Source organism: Flagellimonas sp. B-3, assembly GCF_056857835.1.
In genome coordinates, this window is sequence record NZ_JBSXNW010000016.1 from 154919 (window position 1) to 171531 (window position 16613).

Here is a 16613-nt window from a genome sequence, read left to right on the forward strand (position 1 = left end):
ATATCGCAAAGCCAAAATAAAGAAAAAAGGGTTGGCTTTCCTATATTTGTTCCGTTAAGGTGAACTACATGAAGAATTTTTTCAACTTTTTAAAAAGCAAGACTTTTTTGATCCAGCTTGGATTGGCTGCAGGGGCCGTTCTGGTTTTGGTGTTTCTTACTTTGCAGTGGCTAAAGAGCACTACAAACCACGGTGAATTTGTAGAAGTGCCCGATTTTTCCAAAATGTCGGTTATGGAGATGCGAAAAGCAGTCGAGGAAGCAGGACTCAGATACCAAGTGTTGGATTCTTCCAACTTTAACCCGGAGTATCCTAGATTTTCCATTTTGGATCAAAATCCGCCCGCAGGAAATAAGGTAAAGTCAAACCGAAAAATATATTTTACGGTAAACCCTTCTGGATATAAAAAGGTGACCGTACCGGATATTATCCAAGTTACCCAACGCAATGCCGCTTCCATGCTCAGGGCCGTAGGTTTGGATGTGGAGCGCGTTACCTATATTGATGAGTTGGGCAAGGACATGGTGTACAACATGAAATACAAAGGGAAATACATAAAACCGGGAGATAAACTACCCAAAACCTCCAAATTGGAGCTGATTTGCGGAAATGGTACCATACCAGGTAGTGCTAGGGTACAGGCAGATTCTCAATAAACATGAACACTCCGGACAATCAAGATGAACTGTCTCAAGATGAGCTCTATGAGCATCATGGCTTTGTGGCCTCCAAAGGTCAGGAGCCTCTGCGTGTAGATAAATTCTTAATGAACTTTATTGAGAACGCTACGCGGAACAAGATCCAGCAAGCTGCCAAAAAAGGGCATATTTGGGTGAACGGTTCCATTGTAAAGCAAAATTATAAGGTTAAGGCAGGCGATGAGGTAAAAGTGATGTTCGAGCATCCACCTTATGAATTTTTACTGACGCCCGAGAACATTCCATTGGATATTGTTTATGAGGATGATGTGCTTTTGGTGGTGAACAAACCCGCAGGTATGGTAGTGCACCCGGGCCATGGCAATTACTCGGGCACCTTGATCAATGCACTGGTCTATCATTTTGAAAACTTGCCGAATAACAGTTCGGACAGACCCGGATTGGTCCACCGTATTGATAAAGACACTTCGGGATTACTCGTTATTGCCAAAACAGAATCCTCAATGACCCATTTGGCCCAACAGTTTTTTGATAAGACCAGCGAACGCGAATACGTGGCCCTGGTTTGGGGCAATGTGGAAGAAGACGAAGGTACTGTTGAAGGGCACATTGCCCGAAACCCTAAAAACCGCCTGCAAATGATGGTTTTTCCAGAAGGTGATGAAGGTAAAGATGCCGTAACCCATTACAAAGTATTGGAACGTTTTGGCTACGTTACTCTGATTTCCTGCAAGCTGGAGACAGGTAGAACGCATCAAATTAGGGTGCACATGAAATATATTGGGCATACCCTGTTCAACGACGAACGTTACGGGGGTGACAAAATTTTAAAGGGAACTACCTTTACCAAATATAAACAATTTGTGGAAAATACCTTTAAGGTGCTTCCCAGACAGGCCCTGCACGCCAAAACACTTGGCTTTGAACATCCTGTAACGGGCGAGTTTATGCGCTTTGATTCCGAACTGCCCGAGGACATGGTGAACGGTATTGAAAAGTGGCGTGGCTACTCCAAGCACCACGAATCATAGTTTTCTTCAATCTTTAAATTGAAAACACCATTGGAATACCCTTCCTAATAAGTAAAAACCTCTTTATTTTTACTAAAAATTAAAACCAGATGAAAATTGTGATATCTCCGGCCAAGTCGCTCGATTATGAAACGGCTTTGCCCACATCAAAATATAGCCAGCCCCAATTTTTGGAGCAAGCGGAAAAACTGAATTCCGTCTTAAAAAAGAAAAAGCCCAAGGCTTTGTCAGAACTGATGTCCATTTCCGATAAGCTAGCGGATTTAAACTGGGAGCGCAACCAAAAATTTGAACTTCCTTTTACCGCTGACAATGCGAGACCTGCTGTGTATGCTTTTAATGGCGATGTGTATCAAGGCTTGGATGCTTATACCATCCCAGAAGATAAACTGGACCGTTTGCAGGATACGTTGCGAATTTTGTCCGGTTTGTATGGTGTTTTAAAGCCATTGGATTTGATGCAGCCCTACCGATTGGAAATGGGAACGCAACTGAAAGTGGGTCGTAAAAAGAACCTGTACGAGTTTTGGAAAGATCAGATTACGAAATCCTTGAACAACGAACTAGAGGAGGACGAATTGTTCGTGAATTTAGCGAGCAACGAATACTTTGGTGCCGTGGACGATAAGAACCTTAAGGTTCCCGTGATTGCACCGGTTTTTAAAGATTGGAAAAACGATAAACTGAAAGTCATTAGTTTTTTCGCCAAAAAAGCGCGTGGTTCCATGGTTCGTTATATCTTGGACACAGGGGCCGAAACGCTGGACGATATCAAGAATTTTGACTACGATGGCTATCTTTATAGCGAGGAACATACGGTAAAGAAAAACGAACCCGTGTTCATCCGATAAAAAACTTTGGTAAAATCCGAAGTAATCTTTAAGTTATGGTCGATTAAAGGCGTGTTGTTACGATAGAAGTGCACATGCCTTAAATTGTGATACACTTAAATTTAACCCAGAGGTTACACTTTATTCACGACCTTTGGGTGTTTGTCTATTTTTAACACTAACATAAACCAAATTCATGCAGCAGACTAAACGGTTAGAAGAGTTTAAAAAATCGGTAACCAATAAGTTCAATATTTATAACAGCCTTTTTCTAAGCTTGCCCTATAAGAATGTAGAAAATGTGGGGATTCTTATCCCTCTTTTGCTCGATCAGTGCGAGAAAGGGCTAAAGGCAGGAAAAGAACCCCAAGAGATTCTGGAGGTCTTTTTCTCCAATTTTGTGGATATTCAGGACGAACGGGAACGATTGGATTTTATGTTCAGAATTGTGCAATATGTGGAGCGCCAAGTGGTGTTGTACGATAGTGTGGAAGATTCCGCATTTCCCAAACTTCAGGAGTACAGTAGTTCGTTGACCATCAAGGATTATTTTGAGTTGGTAAACCGTACCAAAAATTGGGACAAGGTTTCCAAAAAACTTTCCACCTTTAGTGCACGCATTGTTTTAACGGCCCACCCTACACAGTTCTACACCCCAGCTGTTTTGGATATTATTGCAGAGCTACGCTCGTTGATTGATGAAGATAGAATCCATGATATTGATGTGACCCTGCAACAATTGGGTTTGACTTCTTTGATCAATGCCAAAAAACCTACGCCCTTGGATGAGGCAAAAAATATCATCTACATTCTTCGTAACACCTATTATGATGCCGTTGGAGAGCTCTATCAATATGTAAAAAGCAACATTAAGGATGAAAAGTTTGAGAACTACAACCTTATGAAGCTTGGATTTTGGCCAGGTGGTGACCGAGATGGAAATCCATTTGTAACGGCCGATATCACCAAACAAGTGGCAGACGAACTCAGGCTCACCTTGATGAAATGCTACTACAACGAATTGAAGGACCTTCGCAAGAAATTGACCTTTAAAGGCATGCAAGGTCACCTTAATGAGTTGAGCGGTAAAATGTACCAAGCCATGTTCGATCCCAATGCACCAATTTCCTACGAAGGCATTATTGAACATTTAGGTGCGGTGAGAGAAGAGTTGATCGAACATTATCATGGCTTATATTTGGATGAGTTGGATCAGTTTATAGATAAGGTCCACATCTTTAAAACACATTTTGCAACCTTGGACATCCGTCAAGATCACAGTAAACATAAATTGGTGGTGGAAACCGTACTTAAAAAGCAAGGAGCCATCAAGGAAAGTTTGGATGAACTCAAGGAAAAGGAGTTAATGGATTTATTGCTCCAAGGCGATTACAAACTTGATCCGAAGGATTTTGATGATGACATCGTAAAAGATACCATCGTCAACATTCAAAATTTAAAAGCAATTCAGGACAAAAACGGTGAAGACGGATGTAACCGCTACATCATCAGTAATTCGGAAGATATTTTTTCCGTGTTGTTCGTATTTGGATTGTTCAGATGGTGCGGTTGGGACGAGAAGGAAATCACTTTTGATATTGTTCCATTGTTCGAGACCATGAACGGTATGGATGCTTCCGAAGAAGTGATGCAAACCCTGTTCGATATACCACAATATAGACAGCACTTGGAGCGAAGAAGAGATATTCATACCATAATGCTCGGCTTTTCCGATGGCACCAAAGATGGAGGGTATTTAAAAGCCAACTGGTCCATTTTAAAGACAAAAGAAACCCTGAGCAAGGTCTGCAAGAAAAACGGAATCAGTGCCATTTTCTTTGATGGTAGGGGAGGACCACCGGCAAGGGGTGGAGGTAAGACCCATAGGTTCTACGCGGCCCAGACCAAGGATGTGGCCAATCACGAGATACAGCTTACCATTCAAGGGCAGACCATTACCAGTACCTACGGGACTAAGGAGCAGTTTATTCACAATTCCGAACAGTTGCTTACCGCGGGGCTCAGCAATAACCTTTTTGGCAAGGAACACACGATTTCTGCAGCGCAACGTAAACTTATTGAAGAACTTTCCGAACTAAGTTTTACAAAGTATGATGCGTTGAAGCAGCACGAGAAATTCATTCCTTATTTGGAAAACAGGAGTACCCTAAAATATTACACCAAGGCGAATATTGGTAGTAGACCGGGTAAACGTGGCAACAAAAAGCAACTCACTTTGTCCGATCTTAGAGCCATTTCCTTTGTAGGTTCTTGGAGCCAGTTAAAACAGAATGTTCCAGGTTACTTCGGTTTGGGTTCTGCCATTATGCAGTTAAAGGAAGAGGGGCGATTGAACGAGGTGAAAAAACTCTACAAAGAAGTTCCATTCTTTAAGGCATTAATGCTGAACAGTATGATGTCCTTGGCCAAATCCAACTTTGATTTGACCAGTTATATGAAGGATGACCCTGAGTTTGGTGATTTCTGGAACATTTTGCACGATGAATTCCAGTTGTCCAAAAAAATGTTATTGCAGATTTCTGGACTTAAGATTTTGATGGAGGATGAAGCCGTTTCGAGGGAATCGGTAAAAATCAGGGAAAAAATTGTATTGCCATTGTTGGTGATTCAGCAAAATGCCCTGTACCATATCACCCAAAATTCAGAATACAAAGAACTGTATGAGAAAATCGTGACCCGTTCCCTCTACGGAAACATCAATGCAAGTAGGAACTCGGCTTAGTTCCTGATTTCTTCTCAAATCTAATAGTGGCAATCAGTATGGTGCAAAATTTAAAAGCATCATACTGATTGTTTATTTTTACCCAAACACGGAATATTTTCAATTTTGAGTTCGCAACTTTTTAAACACATCCATCCCTACGAACCTTTTTTGTTGGACAAGGCTACCAAATTGATTGTGGGCACTTTGCCGCCACCTCGTTTTACCACGGGAGAGCTAAAGCCACAAGACGTGGATTTCTGTTATGGCAGTTGCAACGGACAACTTTGGCCTATTTTGGATAAAATCTTTGATTTGGGATTAAAGTACGAGACCACAAATAAAGCTGTTGAGCAACGCAAGCGTTTTCTGATTGAAAATAAAATTGGGGTCTGCGATATTGTGGAAAGTGCCGAACGGGAAAAAATTGATGCCTCCGATTTGGGTATGCAAAATGTGGTTCTTCGGGATTTGGTAGGTTATTTGCAAGCACATCCCAACATCCAAACCATTTTATTCATGGGCGGAAACAGCAAAAATGGTCCTGAATATTTCTTTCGCAAACAATTGAAGGAATATGGTCTAAAATTAAAAGTTGTCTCCAATGAAGTGCCCCGAATCCATCATTTGGAATTGCCCTTTGATTTAAGTTCAATGGCAGTTCGGGCAGAGTCGAGAACGGTCAAAACCGTTTCTTTGACCGCTCCTTCGGGAGCTGCCAATCGTGCTGTTGGAAGTTTACAGGCTTACAAAGATTTAAAAAACAAAAACCCTGATTTCAATACCCTTGATTTTAGGGTGATGCAGTATCGGGAGTTTTTTTAATTCATTTCAGAAGAAAGAATCCCATAAAACGCCTTAATACCATAGGCCAACTGACCAATTTTGATATTCTCGTTTGGGCTATGTTGGTTGTTATCAGGGTTCACAACAGGCACAATAAAGGCAGGAATTTTCAATTCGTTGATAAAAGGGGAAATCGGTACTGTACCGCCCATAGTTCGTATCTGAATCACTTCTTTACCAAAACTTTGATTCAAGGTGTTCACAATAAATTTACCGTAAGGATTGTCCAAATCGGTTCGGAAGGCATCTGTAACGCTACCTTCTTCCACGGTTACAATTTTATCAAACTGCATACGCTCTTCATTGGAAGGAATATGATCCAATACTTTGTATCCCTGCTTGGTGATATGGTCCTTTACCAAGTTTTTAAGACGGTTTCCATCACTCTCTACCACCAACCTCAAATCCAGTTCAGCGGTAGCACTTTCGGGAACAATGGTCCGTGCTTTGTCACCAACCCAGCCCGAGCCCAATCCACGAATGTTCAAGGATGGGTATTGTAAAGCCTCTTGATAATAACCGCCCACTTTTTCGGCAGTTTTAAACTGAAGCTTCTCCGCAATCGCCTCGTCACTATCAGGAACACTTTTTAGTATGGAATCGGTTTTTCCGTCAATGGAAATACCATCGTAATAGCCGGGAATGGTCACCCTACCTTCGGTATCTTTCATGGTGGCCAGCAACTGTGCCAACTGAAACCCGGGGTTTGGTGCATAATTGCCGTAATGTCCACTGTGTTGAGGTTTTATGGGGCCATAGGTGGTAAGCGTCAAGGTGGTGATGCCTCGACACCCGTAAACCACCGTTGGGTTTTCCGAAGCATGAACAGGTCCGTCCACGATCATCAAAAAATCGGATTCCAATAGTTCGCGGTACTGCTTAACGGCAGCAGGCAAGGGTTTGCTGCTCTTCTCCTCTTCACTGTCCAAAATCACTTTTATGTTAAAAGGAATTTCTTTGCCATCCTTCTTTAATAAATCCACGGCGTTCAAAAGCATCACAATGGGCGATTTATCATCAGAAGTTGACCGTCCGAACAAACGCCAATCATAATTAATGTCATCCCCCAGTTCATCAAAAGAAACCGTTTCAAAACCATCATCACTGGGCTTTTTTAAAACCACTTGATAGGGATTGGGCTGGTCCCACTTGGATGGGTCTACGGATTGCCCATCAAAATGCATGTAAATGAGTATGGTGGGTTTTTCTCCACTCACTGGCGTGGCTGCAAAAAACAGGGGAAGCCCTTCTGTGTCCAAAACGGCAGTATTAAAGCCTCTATCACCAAATTTACGCTTCAACCACATGATGTTGCGATCTATATCAGTGGCATCCAAAGCGTCGTTGGGAATGGCAATAAATTCCCGAATTTCGTTAATGGCATCGGCCACTTGCGATTTTACGGCAACATCATCCTGCGCGAAAAGGGAAAAAGTAAGGGATAGGCAAACTAGGGATAGTGTTTTTTTCATGAGACAGGTCAGCGTTGATTTTAAAAGCTGAAATTTAACGAATTTGCTTCACAAAGTCACTAATACCATCCACTCCATTTGCTGTTACATGTTTGATGAAAGCCGAACCAATGATAGCTCCTTTGGTTTTTTTAGTCGCTTGCTCAAAAGTTTCGGCATTGCTAATGCCAAACCCAACAATTTGAGGGTTTTTCAACTGCATATTGGCAATACGCTCAAAATAGGCTGATTGTTCCGCTCCAAAACCTTGTTTGGCACCGGTGGTGCTCGCAGAACTTACCATATAAATAAAACCTTCGGAGGCATCATCAATAGCTTTGATACGTTCGTCGCTCGTTTGCGGGGTGATTAAAAAGACGTTAATCAGTCCATGTTTTTTGAAAATGGCTTTGTATTCCTCTTGATATTCATCCAAGGGCAGATCGGGCAGAATGAGTCCATCAATACCAATTTCTTCACATTTAGCGCAGAATTCCTCCACGCCATATTGAAGCACGGGGTTGAAATAACCCATTAGGATCAAAGGAATGTTGACCGATTTGCGGATATCTTCCAGTTGTTCAAAGAGTAATACCGTGTTCATTCCATTTTTAAGGGCCGCCGTGGAACTCTCCTGAATCGTGGGGCCATCGGCCAAAGGATCACTGAAAGGGAGTCCTATTTCGATGAGGTCCACCCCGTTTTTTTCCAAATCTTCGATGATTTTTACAGTGTCGTTCAAATTGGGATAACCTGCCGAAAAGTATATGGAGAGGATTTTTTTGTCCTCTTGTAGTTTTTGTTTGATCCTGTTCATTTCTAGTTTGTTTTTGTCATCCCGCACCTTGATGCGGGGGTCCATTTTCAATTCTTTTTTGGATTCCTGCTTCCACAGGAATGACATTCGTTTTTTGTTCGGTTTGTCATCCCGTACCTGATGCGGGATCTATTTTATTATGGATTTCTGCTTTCCCTTCGACTACGCTCAGGGTTCCGCAGGAATGACATTAAATTATAATTTAAAATAATCAATATAGTTCTGTAAATCTTTGTCCCCACGTCCGGATAGGTTCACTACCACCACATCATCTGGATTGAATTTCCTTTCCTCAAAAATGGCCAGGGCATGGGAAGTTTCTATTGCCGGTATGATACCCTCTAGTTTACAAAGCTCCAAACCGGCCTTCATGGCATCATCATCGGTAATGGAAATAAACTCCCCTCGACCTGAAGCATATAAATGCGCATGCATTGGCCCTACACCCGGGTAATCCAGTCCTGCTGATATGGAGTAGGGTTCGGTAATCTGTCCATCCTGTGTCTGCATCAACAGGGTCTTGCTACCGTGAATGATGCCCACTTTTCCTAAAGCAGAGGTGGCTGCACTTTCGCCAGAGTGAATGCCTTTTCCCGCAGCTTCCACTGCAATAATGCCCACTTCGGGAACATCCAAATAATGATAGTATGCTCCTGCAGCATTACTTCCGCCGCCCACACAGGCCACAACATAATCTGGGTTTTCACGGCCTTCTTTTTCTTGAAGCTGATTTTTGATTTCCTCAGAGATTACGGATTGAAAACGGGCCACCATATCCGGGTAGGGGTGGGGGCCAACAACAGAACCAATAATGTAATGTGTGTCCACTGGATTGTTGATCCAGTCTCGAATTGCCTCGTTTGTGGCATCTTTCAATGTTTTACTGCCCGATTTGGCAGGTCTTACCTCTGCACCCAGCATTTTCATGCGAGCTACGTTTGGGGCTTGGCGTGCAATGTCAATTTCGCCCATGTACACGATGCACTCAATTCCCATTAACGCACAAACGGTTGCTGTGGCCACTCCGTGCTGACCTGCTCCTGTTTCTGCAATGATTCGGTTCTTGCCCAATTTTTTGGCCATCAAAATTTGTCCGATGGTATTATTGACCTTATGAGCACCGGTATGGCATAAATCTTCCCGTTTGAGATAGATTTTTGTATTGTATTTTTCTGATAAACGATTGGCGAAATAAAGCGGGGTGGGCCTGCCTACATAATCCTTCAACAATTGATGGAATTCTTCTTTGAACGAAGGTTCTTCCATAATACTGAGATAGTTCTGCCGAAGCTCTTCGCAATTGGGATACAGCATTTCGGGGATAAATGCACCGCCGAACTCACCATAATACCCGCGTTCATCTGCATGATAGCTCTTCATAGATTTCTTTTTTTAGTTGTGACCGCTCTTGAGCGATTCAATAAATATTTTTAAGTCTTCAATATTTTTTAATCCAGGTGCTGTTTCAAATTTACTGTTCACATCTATGGCAAAACAGTTTTTGGAAGCAGGACTGTTTAAAAATTCTTTTAATTTCTCTTCGGAATCCAATCCAATGCCGCCACTTAAAAAGTAGGGCTTGTTGGATGGATACTTTTTCAAAACATCCCAATCAAAAGTATAGCCGTTGCCACCTGGCAATTTTCCTTTCGTGTCAAAAAGAAAATAATCACAGACTTCTTCATAATCTTTCAGGACATCAAAATCAAAATCATCTTTGATGGAGAATACTTTGATGATTTCTAGCGTTGTCAGGTCGAGCGTAGTCGAGACCTCTTTTTGGTTAAAATTTCCCTGATTTCTCGACTGCGCTCGAAATGACAGAAAGCCTTCCTTTAATGCTTTGCAATACTCAGCACTTTCCTTTCCGTGGAGTTGAACCGCGTTTAATTGATATTGCTCGACTTTTTCCAAAACTTCTTCCAAAGGTGCATCCACAAAAACACCCACTTTTTTGATAGAACTGGACAATTTGGGCATATCTCCCAAAAAATATCTGGAAGAAGGCTCCCAAAAAATAAACCCTAGATAATCCGGTTGCAATTGGGCAACTTCGGTAGGGTTATGGTTCATACCGCAGATTTTTAGTTTCATAGTTTGTGGTCGTTGTCATTCCGAAATGAGCTTTGCGATTGAGGAATCTCAAAATGGATTTCTCACTTTGATTTCGACTGCGCTCAATCTGACAGTTCGAAATGACGTTATGCGATTATCTTATTAATAAACTCTTTTGCACTTTCACCAGGTTCGTCCGTCTTCATAAAATTTTCCCCGATCAAAAATCCTTGATAGTCAAATTCCTTTAAATCGCGAATAGCTTCCACGGAACTAATGCCGCTTTCGGATACCTTCACAAAATCATCGGGTATTTTTTTGGACAGCGATTTGCTGATCTCCAAATCAACCTCAAAAGATTTAAGATTACGATTGTTCACCCCTAGCATATCCAAACTGGGCATTAGGGATTTTTCGAGTTCTTCTTCATTATGAACCTCCAACAACACATCCAATCCAAGTCCTTTGGCCAATTCGGACAAGGTTTTTATTTCTTCTTTGGATAAAATAGCAGCAATCAACAAAATTACATCAGCACCATAGGCTTTGGCCTCCACGATTTGATATTCATCTATGATGAACTCCTTTCGCAAAATGGGAATATTGGTGGAAGCCCTTGCGAGCACCAAATCGTCCAAAGAGCCTCCAAAATATTTACCATCGGTAAGGACGGACATGCCACAGGCACCTGCATCGGTATAGCCTTTGGCCACATCCTGCACGCTTAAACTTTGGTTGATAACCGACTTGGATGGCGAACGGCGTTTGTGCTCCGCGATGATGCCCGAATTGCTTTTTCGCAATACCTCTGCCAAGGAGACGGAGGTGCGCTCCATCATCACCGAGGCTTCCAATTGGGGCAGGGTGATAAGCGATTTTTTTAAATCGACTTCTTTACGTTTATCGGCAACGATTTTATCTAGTATATTCATGTTGTTTTTGTCAGTCCACACTTGTTTTCGGAATCTATTTTTTATTTCTGTTGGATTCCTGCTTCCGCAGGAATGACATTTGCTTTTGTTCGATTTGTCATCCCGCACCTGATGCGGGATCTATTTCTTGTTTGCATTGGATTCTTGCTTTCGCAGGAATGACAATTAGTTTGTTTCTACTTTTCACTTAATTCCTTTAATTTTTTCAAAGCTTGTAATCCTTTACCGCCAAACAACGACTCTTTTGCTTTTTCAAAACCTTCCTTGGGGGTGATGCCTTCTACTGTGGCTATGGCGACACCTGCGTTGGCACAGACGACATTGTTTTGCGCATCGGTCCCTTTTCCTTGTAAAATATTCATAAATATTTGGGCTGATGCTGCTACGTCTTCGCCGCCAACGATTTCTTGCTGTAAAACTTTTTCTACGCCAAAGTCGGCAGGCCGTAATATAGTTTCGGTAGTATTGGAAATGGTTTTGGTGTCACCCGTCAACGAAATCTCGTCATAGCCGTCCAAAGCATTTAAAATAGTGAATTTCTTATCGGTATTCTGATACAGATAGCCATACATTCTGGCCAATTCCAAATTGAAAACCCCCACCATTTGGTTCTTCGGAAACGCTGGATTTACCATGGGCCCCAACATATTGAAAAATGTTTTCACCGCCAACTCCCTTCGGATGGGAGCCACATTTTTCATAGCGGGGTGGAAGAGTGGGGCGTGCAATACACAAATACCAGCTTCCTCGATGGTTTTCTTTAGAAAATCAGCCTTATTACTGAATTTAATGCCCAAAAACTCCATTACGTTGCTACTACCACATTTGGAGGAAACCCCGTAATTTCCGTGTTTGGTCACATGAATTCCAGCTCCGGCAGTCACAAAAGAGGCCAAAGTAGAAATATTGAAGGTATCCTTGCCGTCACCGCCCGTTCCGCACAGGTCGATTGGGTCGTATTCAGCAAGGTCAACGGCTAAGCAAAGCTCCAAAAGGGCATCGCGAAAGCCTTCAAGTTCTTCAATGGTCACGCTCCGCATCATGTACACGGTGAGGAAAGCCGCAATTTGTGAGGTGTTGTATTCTCCTTTGGCAATGTTTACCAAAACCTGCTTGGCTTCTTCCTTGGAGAGAATTTCGTGATTGATGAGTTTATTTAATGTCTCTTTCATTGTTCTTCTTTGTAATTCCGTACTTGATACGGGATCTTATTCAATTAGGGTTATTGGGGTTCCTGCCTTTCCATCGACTGCGCTCAGGATGACAGCAGGAATGACATATCCCTAGCTTTCCAACCAATTTTTTAGCATTTGTTTTCCTTCGGGTGTTAAAACCGATTCTGGATGAAACTGTACAGCGGTCACCTTGTATTCTTTGTGTCGAAGGGACATAATTTGTCCGTTCTCGTCCACCGCAGTAGTCTCCAATACCTCCGGCAAATCAGTATCGACTACCCAAGAGTGGTACCTTCCCACTTGAAGCGTTTTTGGCATGTCCTTGTAAATAGGGTCGTCTTTAGTGACGGTTATGGTAGTATCCACTCCGTGATAAACTTGGTCCAAGTTCACCAATGTGCCTCCGAACACTTCGCCTATGGCTTGCAGCCCCAAGCAAACTCCAAAAATACGTTTGGTGGGGGCGTAGGTTTTTATAATTTCCTTTAAAAGCCCTGCTTCATCTGGAATTCCGGGTCCAGGAGACAAAACCACATAGTCAAACGGTTTTACTTCGTCCAAAGTAAGTTGGTCGTTTCGTTTTACGGTAACCTCGCAATCCAAATCCTCCAGATAGTGCACCAAGTTGTAGGTGAAGCTATCGTAATTGTCTATCATTAAAATCTTTCTTCCCATGCTTAGATTGTTTCGGCAATTTCCAGCGCTTTGGTCAATGCGCCCAATTTATTGTAGGTTTCTTGGAGTTCATCGTCCGGGTTGGAGGCAGCTACCAAACCTGCCCCAGCTTGGTAATACAGTTCGTGATCCTTGCTCAAAAAGGTTCGGATCATAATGGCGTGGTTAAAATTGCCTTCAAAATCCATAAACCCGATGGCCCCACCGTAGTACGACCTGCTGGTTTTCTCGTATTTTTCAATGAGCTGCATGGCCATATGTTTTGGCGCTCCACTCAATGTTCCTGCCGGGAAGGTGTCGGCGACTACCTTCATGGTGGTGCTGTCCTTTTTCTTTTGCCCTGTTACTTTGGACACCAAATGGATGACGTGGGAGAAATACTGTACTTCGCGATAAGTTTCCACTTTTACGGTATTTCCGTTGCGGCTGAGGTCGTTTCGAGCCAAATCCACCAACATTACGTGTTCGCTGTTTTCTTTTTCGTCCTCTGCCAATTTTTTTGCCAGTTCGGCGTCTTTTTCATCGTTTCCGGTACGTTTGTAGGTTCCGGCAATGGGATGTATCTCGGCTTTGCCTTCTTTTACGATAAGCTGCGCTTCCGGAGAACTACCGAATATTTTAAAGTCACCGTAATCAAAATAGAATAGATATGGGGATGGATTTATGGAACGCAGTGCTCTATAAACATTGAATTCATCTCCCTTGAATTTTTGTTTGAATCTTCTGGAAAGTACCAACTGGAAAACATCACCTCGCTGACAATGCTTTTTGGCCAACTCCACTTGTTCCTTGTAATCTTCATCTTTAAGGTTGGATTCTGGTGTTCCTTCCTTGTTGAAATTGTATGATGAAAAGGTGCGTACATTAAAAAGCTGCTCCATTTCATCCACATTGCTTTCTGAGTTGTAACAATGCGCGAACAAATAAGCTTCATTCTTAAAATGATTGATGGCAATGATGTTCTGGTACACCGCATAATAAATATCAGGGATATTGGCAGAATCATCCTTTTTGGATATTGCTACATCCTCAAAATAGCGGACGGCATCGTAGGCCATATACCCGAACAGTCCGTTGTAAATAAATTTAAAACCGTTTTGCGATGTTTTAAATTGCTTGCTAAAGTTGTGGATTACTTCTGTTACATCGGTGTCAGGTGTAATTTTGGTAACTTCTTTTGTGCCATCGGGAAACTCTTGGGAAATAATTTCGTTAGCTACTTTAATGGAGGCAATGGGATTGCAGCAGATGTACGAAAAACTGTTGTCGTTGGCATGGTAGTCGCTACTTTCCAAAAGGATGCTGTTGGGGAACTTGTCCCTGATTTTTAGGTAAACGCTCACGGGCGTAATGGTGTCCGCGAGAATTTTTTTGTAGTGTGTTGTTAATGAATAAGTCATTTCGTTTCTATTTCCACGCAGGTGGAAATCTTTTTTTGGTTAATCAAAGAAATAGGTTAAATCCTTCCAATCTGGATTGAAATCGTTTATCAGGTTTATTTTCCAGCTCCTATTCCATTTTTTTAATTGTTTCTCTCTTCGAATGGCTGGCATTGGGAAATTAAATTTTTCATAATAGACTAATGTTTTAAGATTATATCTACTGGCAAATTTGCTGCCCACGCCATGTTTGTGCCTGTACATTCTCTTTTTCAAATCGTTTGTATAGCCTATATAAATGGTTCCCATTTTCTTGTTTGATATGATATAGACATAAAAACTCATTTTTCAACATTTAGGATTTCCGCCTTCGCGGAAATTATAACTAAAGCCGTAAAAAAGAAAAAGGCTTGTCGCGATGACAAGCCTCTTATATGATAATAATGGGGACTTAGCTCACGACATTCGACGTAAGTTTGTCCACCACCAGATATTTACTGTTCCGTTAATCATTGGTTCAAATATAGGGAGGAATTTTTAACGGGACAACAATGTTTTGTTTAAGAACTCACATAAACTTTTTCAATTGGCTAAAAAATTGCCCTTTTGCACCCACTTTTTGTCTTTTTATCCTTCCGTAGCTTTGCTATGCAACTCGAAAAAGCCTTCAACTGGGCACAAATTGACTAATTTTCGCTTCAATCCTAAAAGTTTAAATGAGTTCTAAAATAAAAAATCCCGTCCAAGAATTTCTCGGACGGGATTTTCACACACTAAAATTGGAGTCGATTACATCTGTAGATCAACTACCAAATCAAATTCATCATAGATCAATTTGTCCTTGGCGGTACCAATAATCCCAGATCCGTATTTTACATCGTACTTGGTTCTGTCCACTTTCAATGTAGCAGTTGCTTTGTCCCCATAAACGGAAACATCGAAAGTTATGGGCTCGGTAGTACCTTTAATGGTAAGGTCTCCTTTTACCTCGTATGAATTTTTCCCTGTTGATTTCACTTTAGTGAAAACCAATGAGGCGGTCGGGTGATCGGCAGTACCGAAAAAGTCGTCGGACTTAAGGTGTCCATCCAATTTGTCTTTGTACTCACCTTCCAAATCTTGGGTGTTGATACTGGACATGTCCACTACAAAGTTACCACCAACCAATTTTTCACCGTCAAATTCCAGGGCACCAGATTCAAGGCTGATGGTTCCATTGTGGGAGCCACCTACTTTATAACCTTTCCAGGTTACGGTGCTTTCAGAAGTTTTTACTTCTTTGGTTTCTTTTTCGATTGGGTTGGCAATGGCAGAGGCACTAAATAGGGTGACCAATGTTAAACTTAAAATTGTCTTTTTCATGATTGTGTTAAATTTCTGTTTTAATTGTTAAGGGTTAAAATTTATATAAGCGTAAATAATTCTTCTTTGGATTTTCTCACTTTGGGCAAATGTTGTGTTTCATCTTCTGCGGAACGATAACCCACGGCCAAAACAACTGCTGCGTTGAGTTTTTTATCCTCTAGCCCTAAAATCTCATTGTATTTGTCAGATTCAAAACCTTCCATGGGGCAGGTGTCTATTTTTAACTCTGCCGCGGCCTGCATCAAGTTGCCGAAAGCAATATATGCCTGTCTAGCGGTCCAATTGCTTTTAGTCTCTGTTGGAAGATCTATCAATTTGGATTTCATAAAGTCGGAATATCCTTTTAATCCTTCCTCGGGGATATTTCTGGTTTCACTCACATTGGCCAAATAGTCGTCGACCAATTCCTCCCCGAACTCAGTGGCATTAGCAAATACGATAACGTGAGATGCATCTGTAATCTGTGATTGATTCCACGAAGCAGGCTTCAATTGTTCCTTCACTTTTTTGTCAGATACCACAACAACATGGTAGGGTTGCAATCCATAGGAGGAAGCGCTCAATCGTGTAGCTTCCAAAAGGGTTTCCAGATCTTCGTCCGATACCTTTTTTGTGGCATCGAATTTTTTGGTGGCATAACGCCATGTTCTATGTTCTAAAATGTTGCTCATTATGT

General features: G+C 41.9%; 16 protein-coding genes. 5 read left to right on the forward strand and 11 right to left on the reverse strand.

Features of this window, described 5'->3' with window-relative positions:
* Positions 1 to 68 precede the first annotated feature (68 nt).
* The 5 genes from AC13CS_RS04045 (at position 69) to AC13CS_RS04065 (ending at position 6067) form a co-directional block, all read left to right on the forward strand.
* Positions 69 to 656, forward strand: coding sequence for a PASTA domain-containing protein (locus AC13CS_RS04045; protein WP_482888467.1), 588 nt, complete (start codon positions 69 to 71; stop codon positions 654 to 656).
* A gap of 2 nt (positions 657 to 658) precedes the next feature.
* Positions 659 to 1690, forward strand: a complete 1032-nt coding sequence (locus AC13CS_RS04050; RefSeq protein ID WP_482888468.1) for an RluA family pseudouridine synthase — start codon at positions 659 to 661, stop codon at positions 1688 to 1690.
* 89 nt (positions 1691 to 1779) lie between these two features.
* Positions 1780 to 2541 carry a peroxide stress protein YaaA gene (gene yaaA, locus AC13CS_RS04055; RefSeq protein WP_482888469.1) on the forward strand — a complete coding sequence of 254 codons (762 nt, stop codon included), beginning with the start codon at positions 1780 to 1782 and terminating at the stop codon, positions 2539 to 2541.
* A 175-nt stretch (positions 2542 to 2716) separates the two neighbouring features.
* Positions 2717 to 5263, forward strand: coding sequence for a phosphoenolpyruvate carboxylase (locus tag AC13CS_RS04060; RefSeq protein ID WP_482888470.1), 2547 nt, complete (start codon positions 2717 to 2719; stop codon positions 5261 to 5263).
* Between the two features lie 105 nt (positions 5264 to 5368).
* The gene (locus tag AC13CS_RS04065) at positions 5369 to 6067 is read left to right on the forward strand and encodes a uracil-DNA glycosylase family protein (RefSeq protein WP_482888471.1); all 699 of its coding nucleotides are present in this window, start codon (positions 5369 to 5371) and stop codon (positions 6065 to 6067) included.
* Here the strand turns inward: AC13CS_RS04065 and AC13CS_RS04070 are convergent.
* The 11 genes from AC13CS_RS04070 to AC13CS_RS04120 all read right to left on the reverse strand — a co-directional run bounded on the left by AC13CS_RS04070 (position 6064) and on the right by AC13CS_RS04120 (position 16608).
* Positions 6064 to 7560, reverse strand: a complete 1497-nt coding sequence (locus AC13CS_RS04070) for a M20/M25/M40 family metallo-hydrolase (protein WP_482888472.1) — start codon at positions 7558 to 7560, stop codon at positions 6064 to 6066. The genes AC13CS_RS04065 and AC13CS_RS04070 overlap by 4 nt on opposite strands.
* A gap of 34 nt (positions 7561 to 7594) precedes the next feature.
* The gene (gene trpA, locus AC13CS_RS04075) at positions 7595 to 8356 is read right to left on the reverse strand and encodes a tryptophan synthase subunit alpha (protein WP_482888551.1); all 762 of its coding nucleotides are present in this window, start codon (positions 8354 to 8356) and stop codon (positions 7595 to 7597) included.
* Between the two features lie 195 nt (positions 8357 to 8551).
* Positions 8552 to 9736: a tryptophan synthase subunit beta gene (trpB, locus tag AC13CS_RS04080; RefSeq protein ID WP_293168652.1), complete on the reverse strand. Its 1185-nt coding sequence runs from the start codon at positions 9734 to 9736 to the stop codon at positions 8552 to 8554.
* Positions 9737 to 9748: 12 nt separating this feature from the next.
* A complete protein-coding gene (locus AC13CS_RS04085) occupies positions 9749 to 10450 on the reverse strand; it encodes a phosphoribosylanthranilate isomerase (RefSeq protein WP_293168650.1) in 702 nt (233 codons plus the stop codon).
* A 107-nt stretch (positions 10451 to 10557) separates the two neighbouring features.
* Entirely contained in the window at positions 10558 to 11343 is a 786-nt protein-coding gene (gene trpC, locus AC13CS_RS04090) for an indole-3-glycerol phosphate synthase TrpC (RefSeq protein ID WP_482888473.1), read from the reverse strand.
* Positions 11344 to 11519: 176 nt separating this feature from the next.
* A complete protein-coding gene (gene trpD, locus AC13CS_RS04095) occupies positions 11520 to 12515 on the reverse strand; it encodes an anthranilate phosphoribosyltransferase (protein ID WP_482888474.1) in 996 nt (331 codons plus the stop codon).
* Positions 12516 to 12626: 111 nt separating this feature from the next.
* Entirely contained in the window at positions 12627 to 13193 is a 567-nt protein-coding gene (locus tag AC13CS_RS04100; RefSeq protein WP_482888475.1) for an anthranilate synthase component II, read from the reverse strand.
* A 2-nt stretch (positions 13194 to 13195) separates the two neighbouring features.
* Positions 13196 to 14593 carry an anthranilate synthase component I family protein gene (locus AC13CS_RS04105; RefSeq protein WP_293168642.1) on the reverse strand — a complete coding sequence of 466 codons (1398 nt, stop codon included), beginning with the start codon at positions 14591 to 14593 and terminating at the stop codon, positions 13196 to 13198.
* Between the two features lie 39 nt (positions 14594 to 14632).
* Positions 14633 to 14917: a GIY-YIG nuclease family protein gene (locus AC13CS_RS04110; RefSeq protein ID WP_014033461.1), complete on the reverse strand. Its 285-nt coding sequence runs from the start codon at positions 14915 to 14917 to the stop codon at positions 14633 to 14635.
* A 444-nt stretch (positions 14918 to 15361) separates the two neighbouring features.
* Positions 15362 to 15934, reverse strand: coding sequence for a YceI family protein (locus tag AC13CS_RS04115; protein ID WP_293168639.1), 573 nt, complete (start codon positions 15932 to 15934; stop codon positions 15362 to 15364).
* Positions 15935 to 15975: 41 nt separating this feature from the next.
* Positions 15976 to 16608 (reverse strand): NAD(P)H-dependent oxidoreductase, encoded by a 633-nt coding sequence (locus tag AC13CS_RS04120; RefSeq protein WP_482888476.1) that lies wholly within the window; start codon positions 16606 to 16608, stop codon positions 15976 to 15978.
* Positions 16609 to 16613 lie beyond the last annotated feature (5 nt).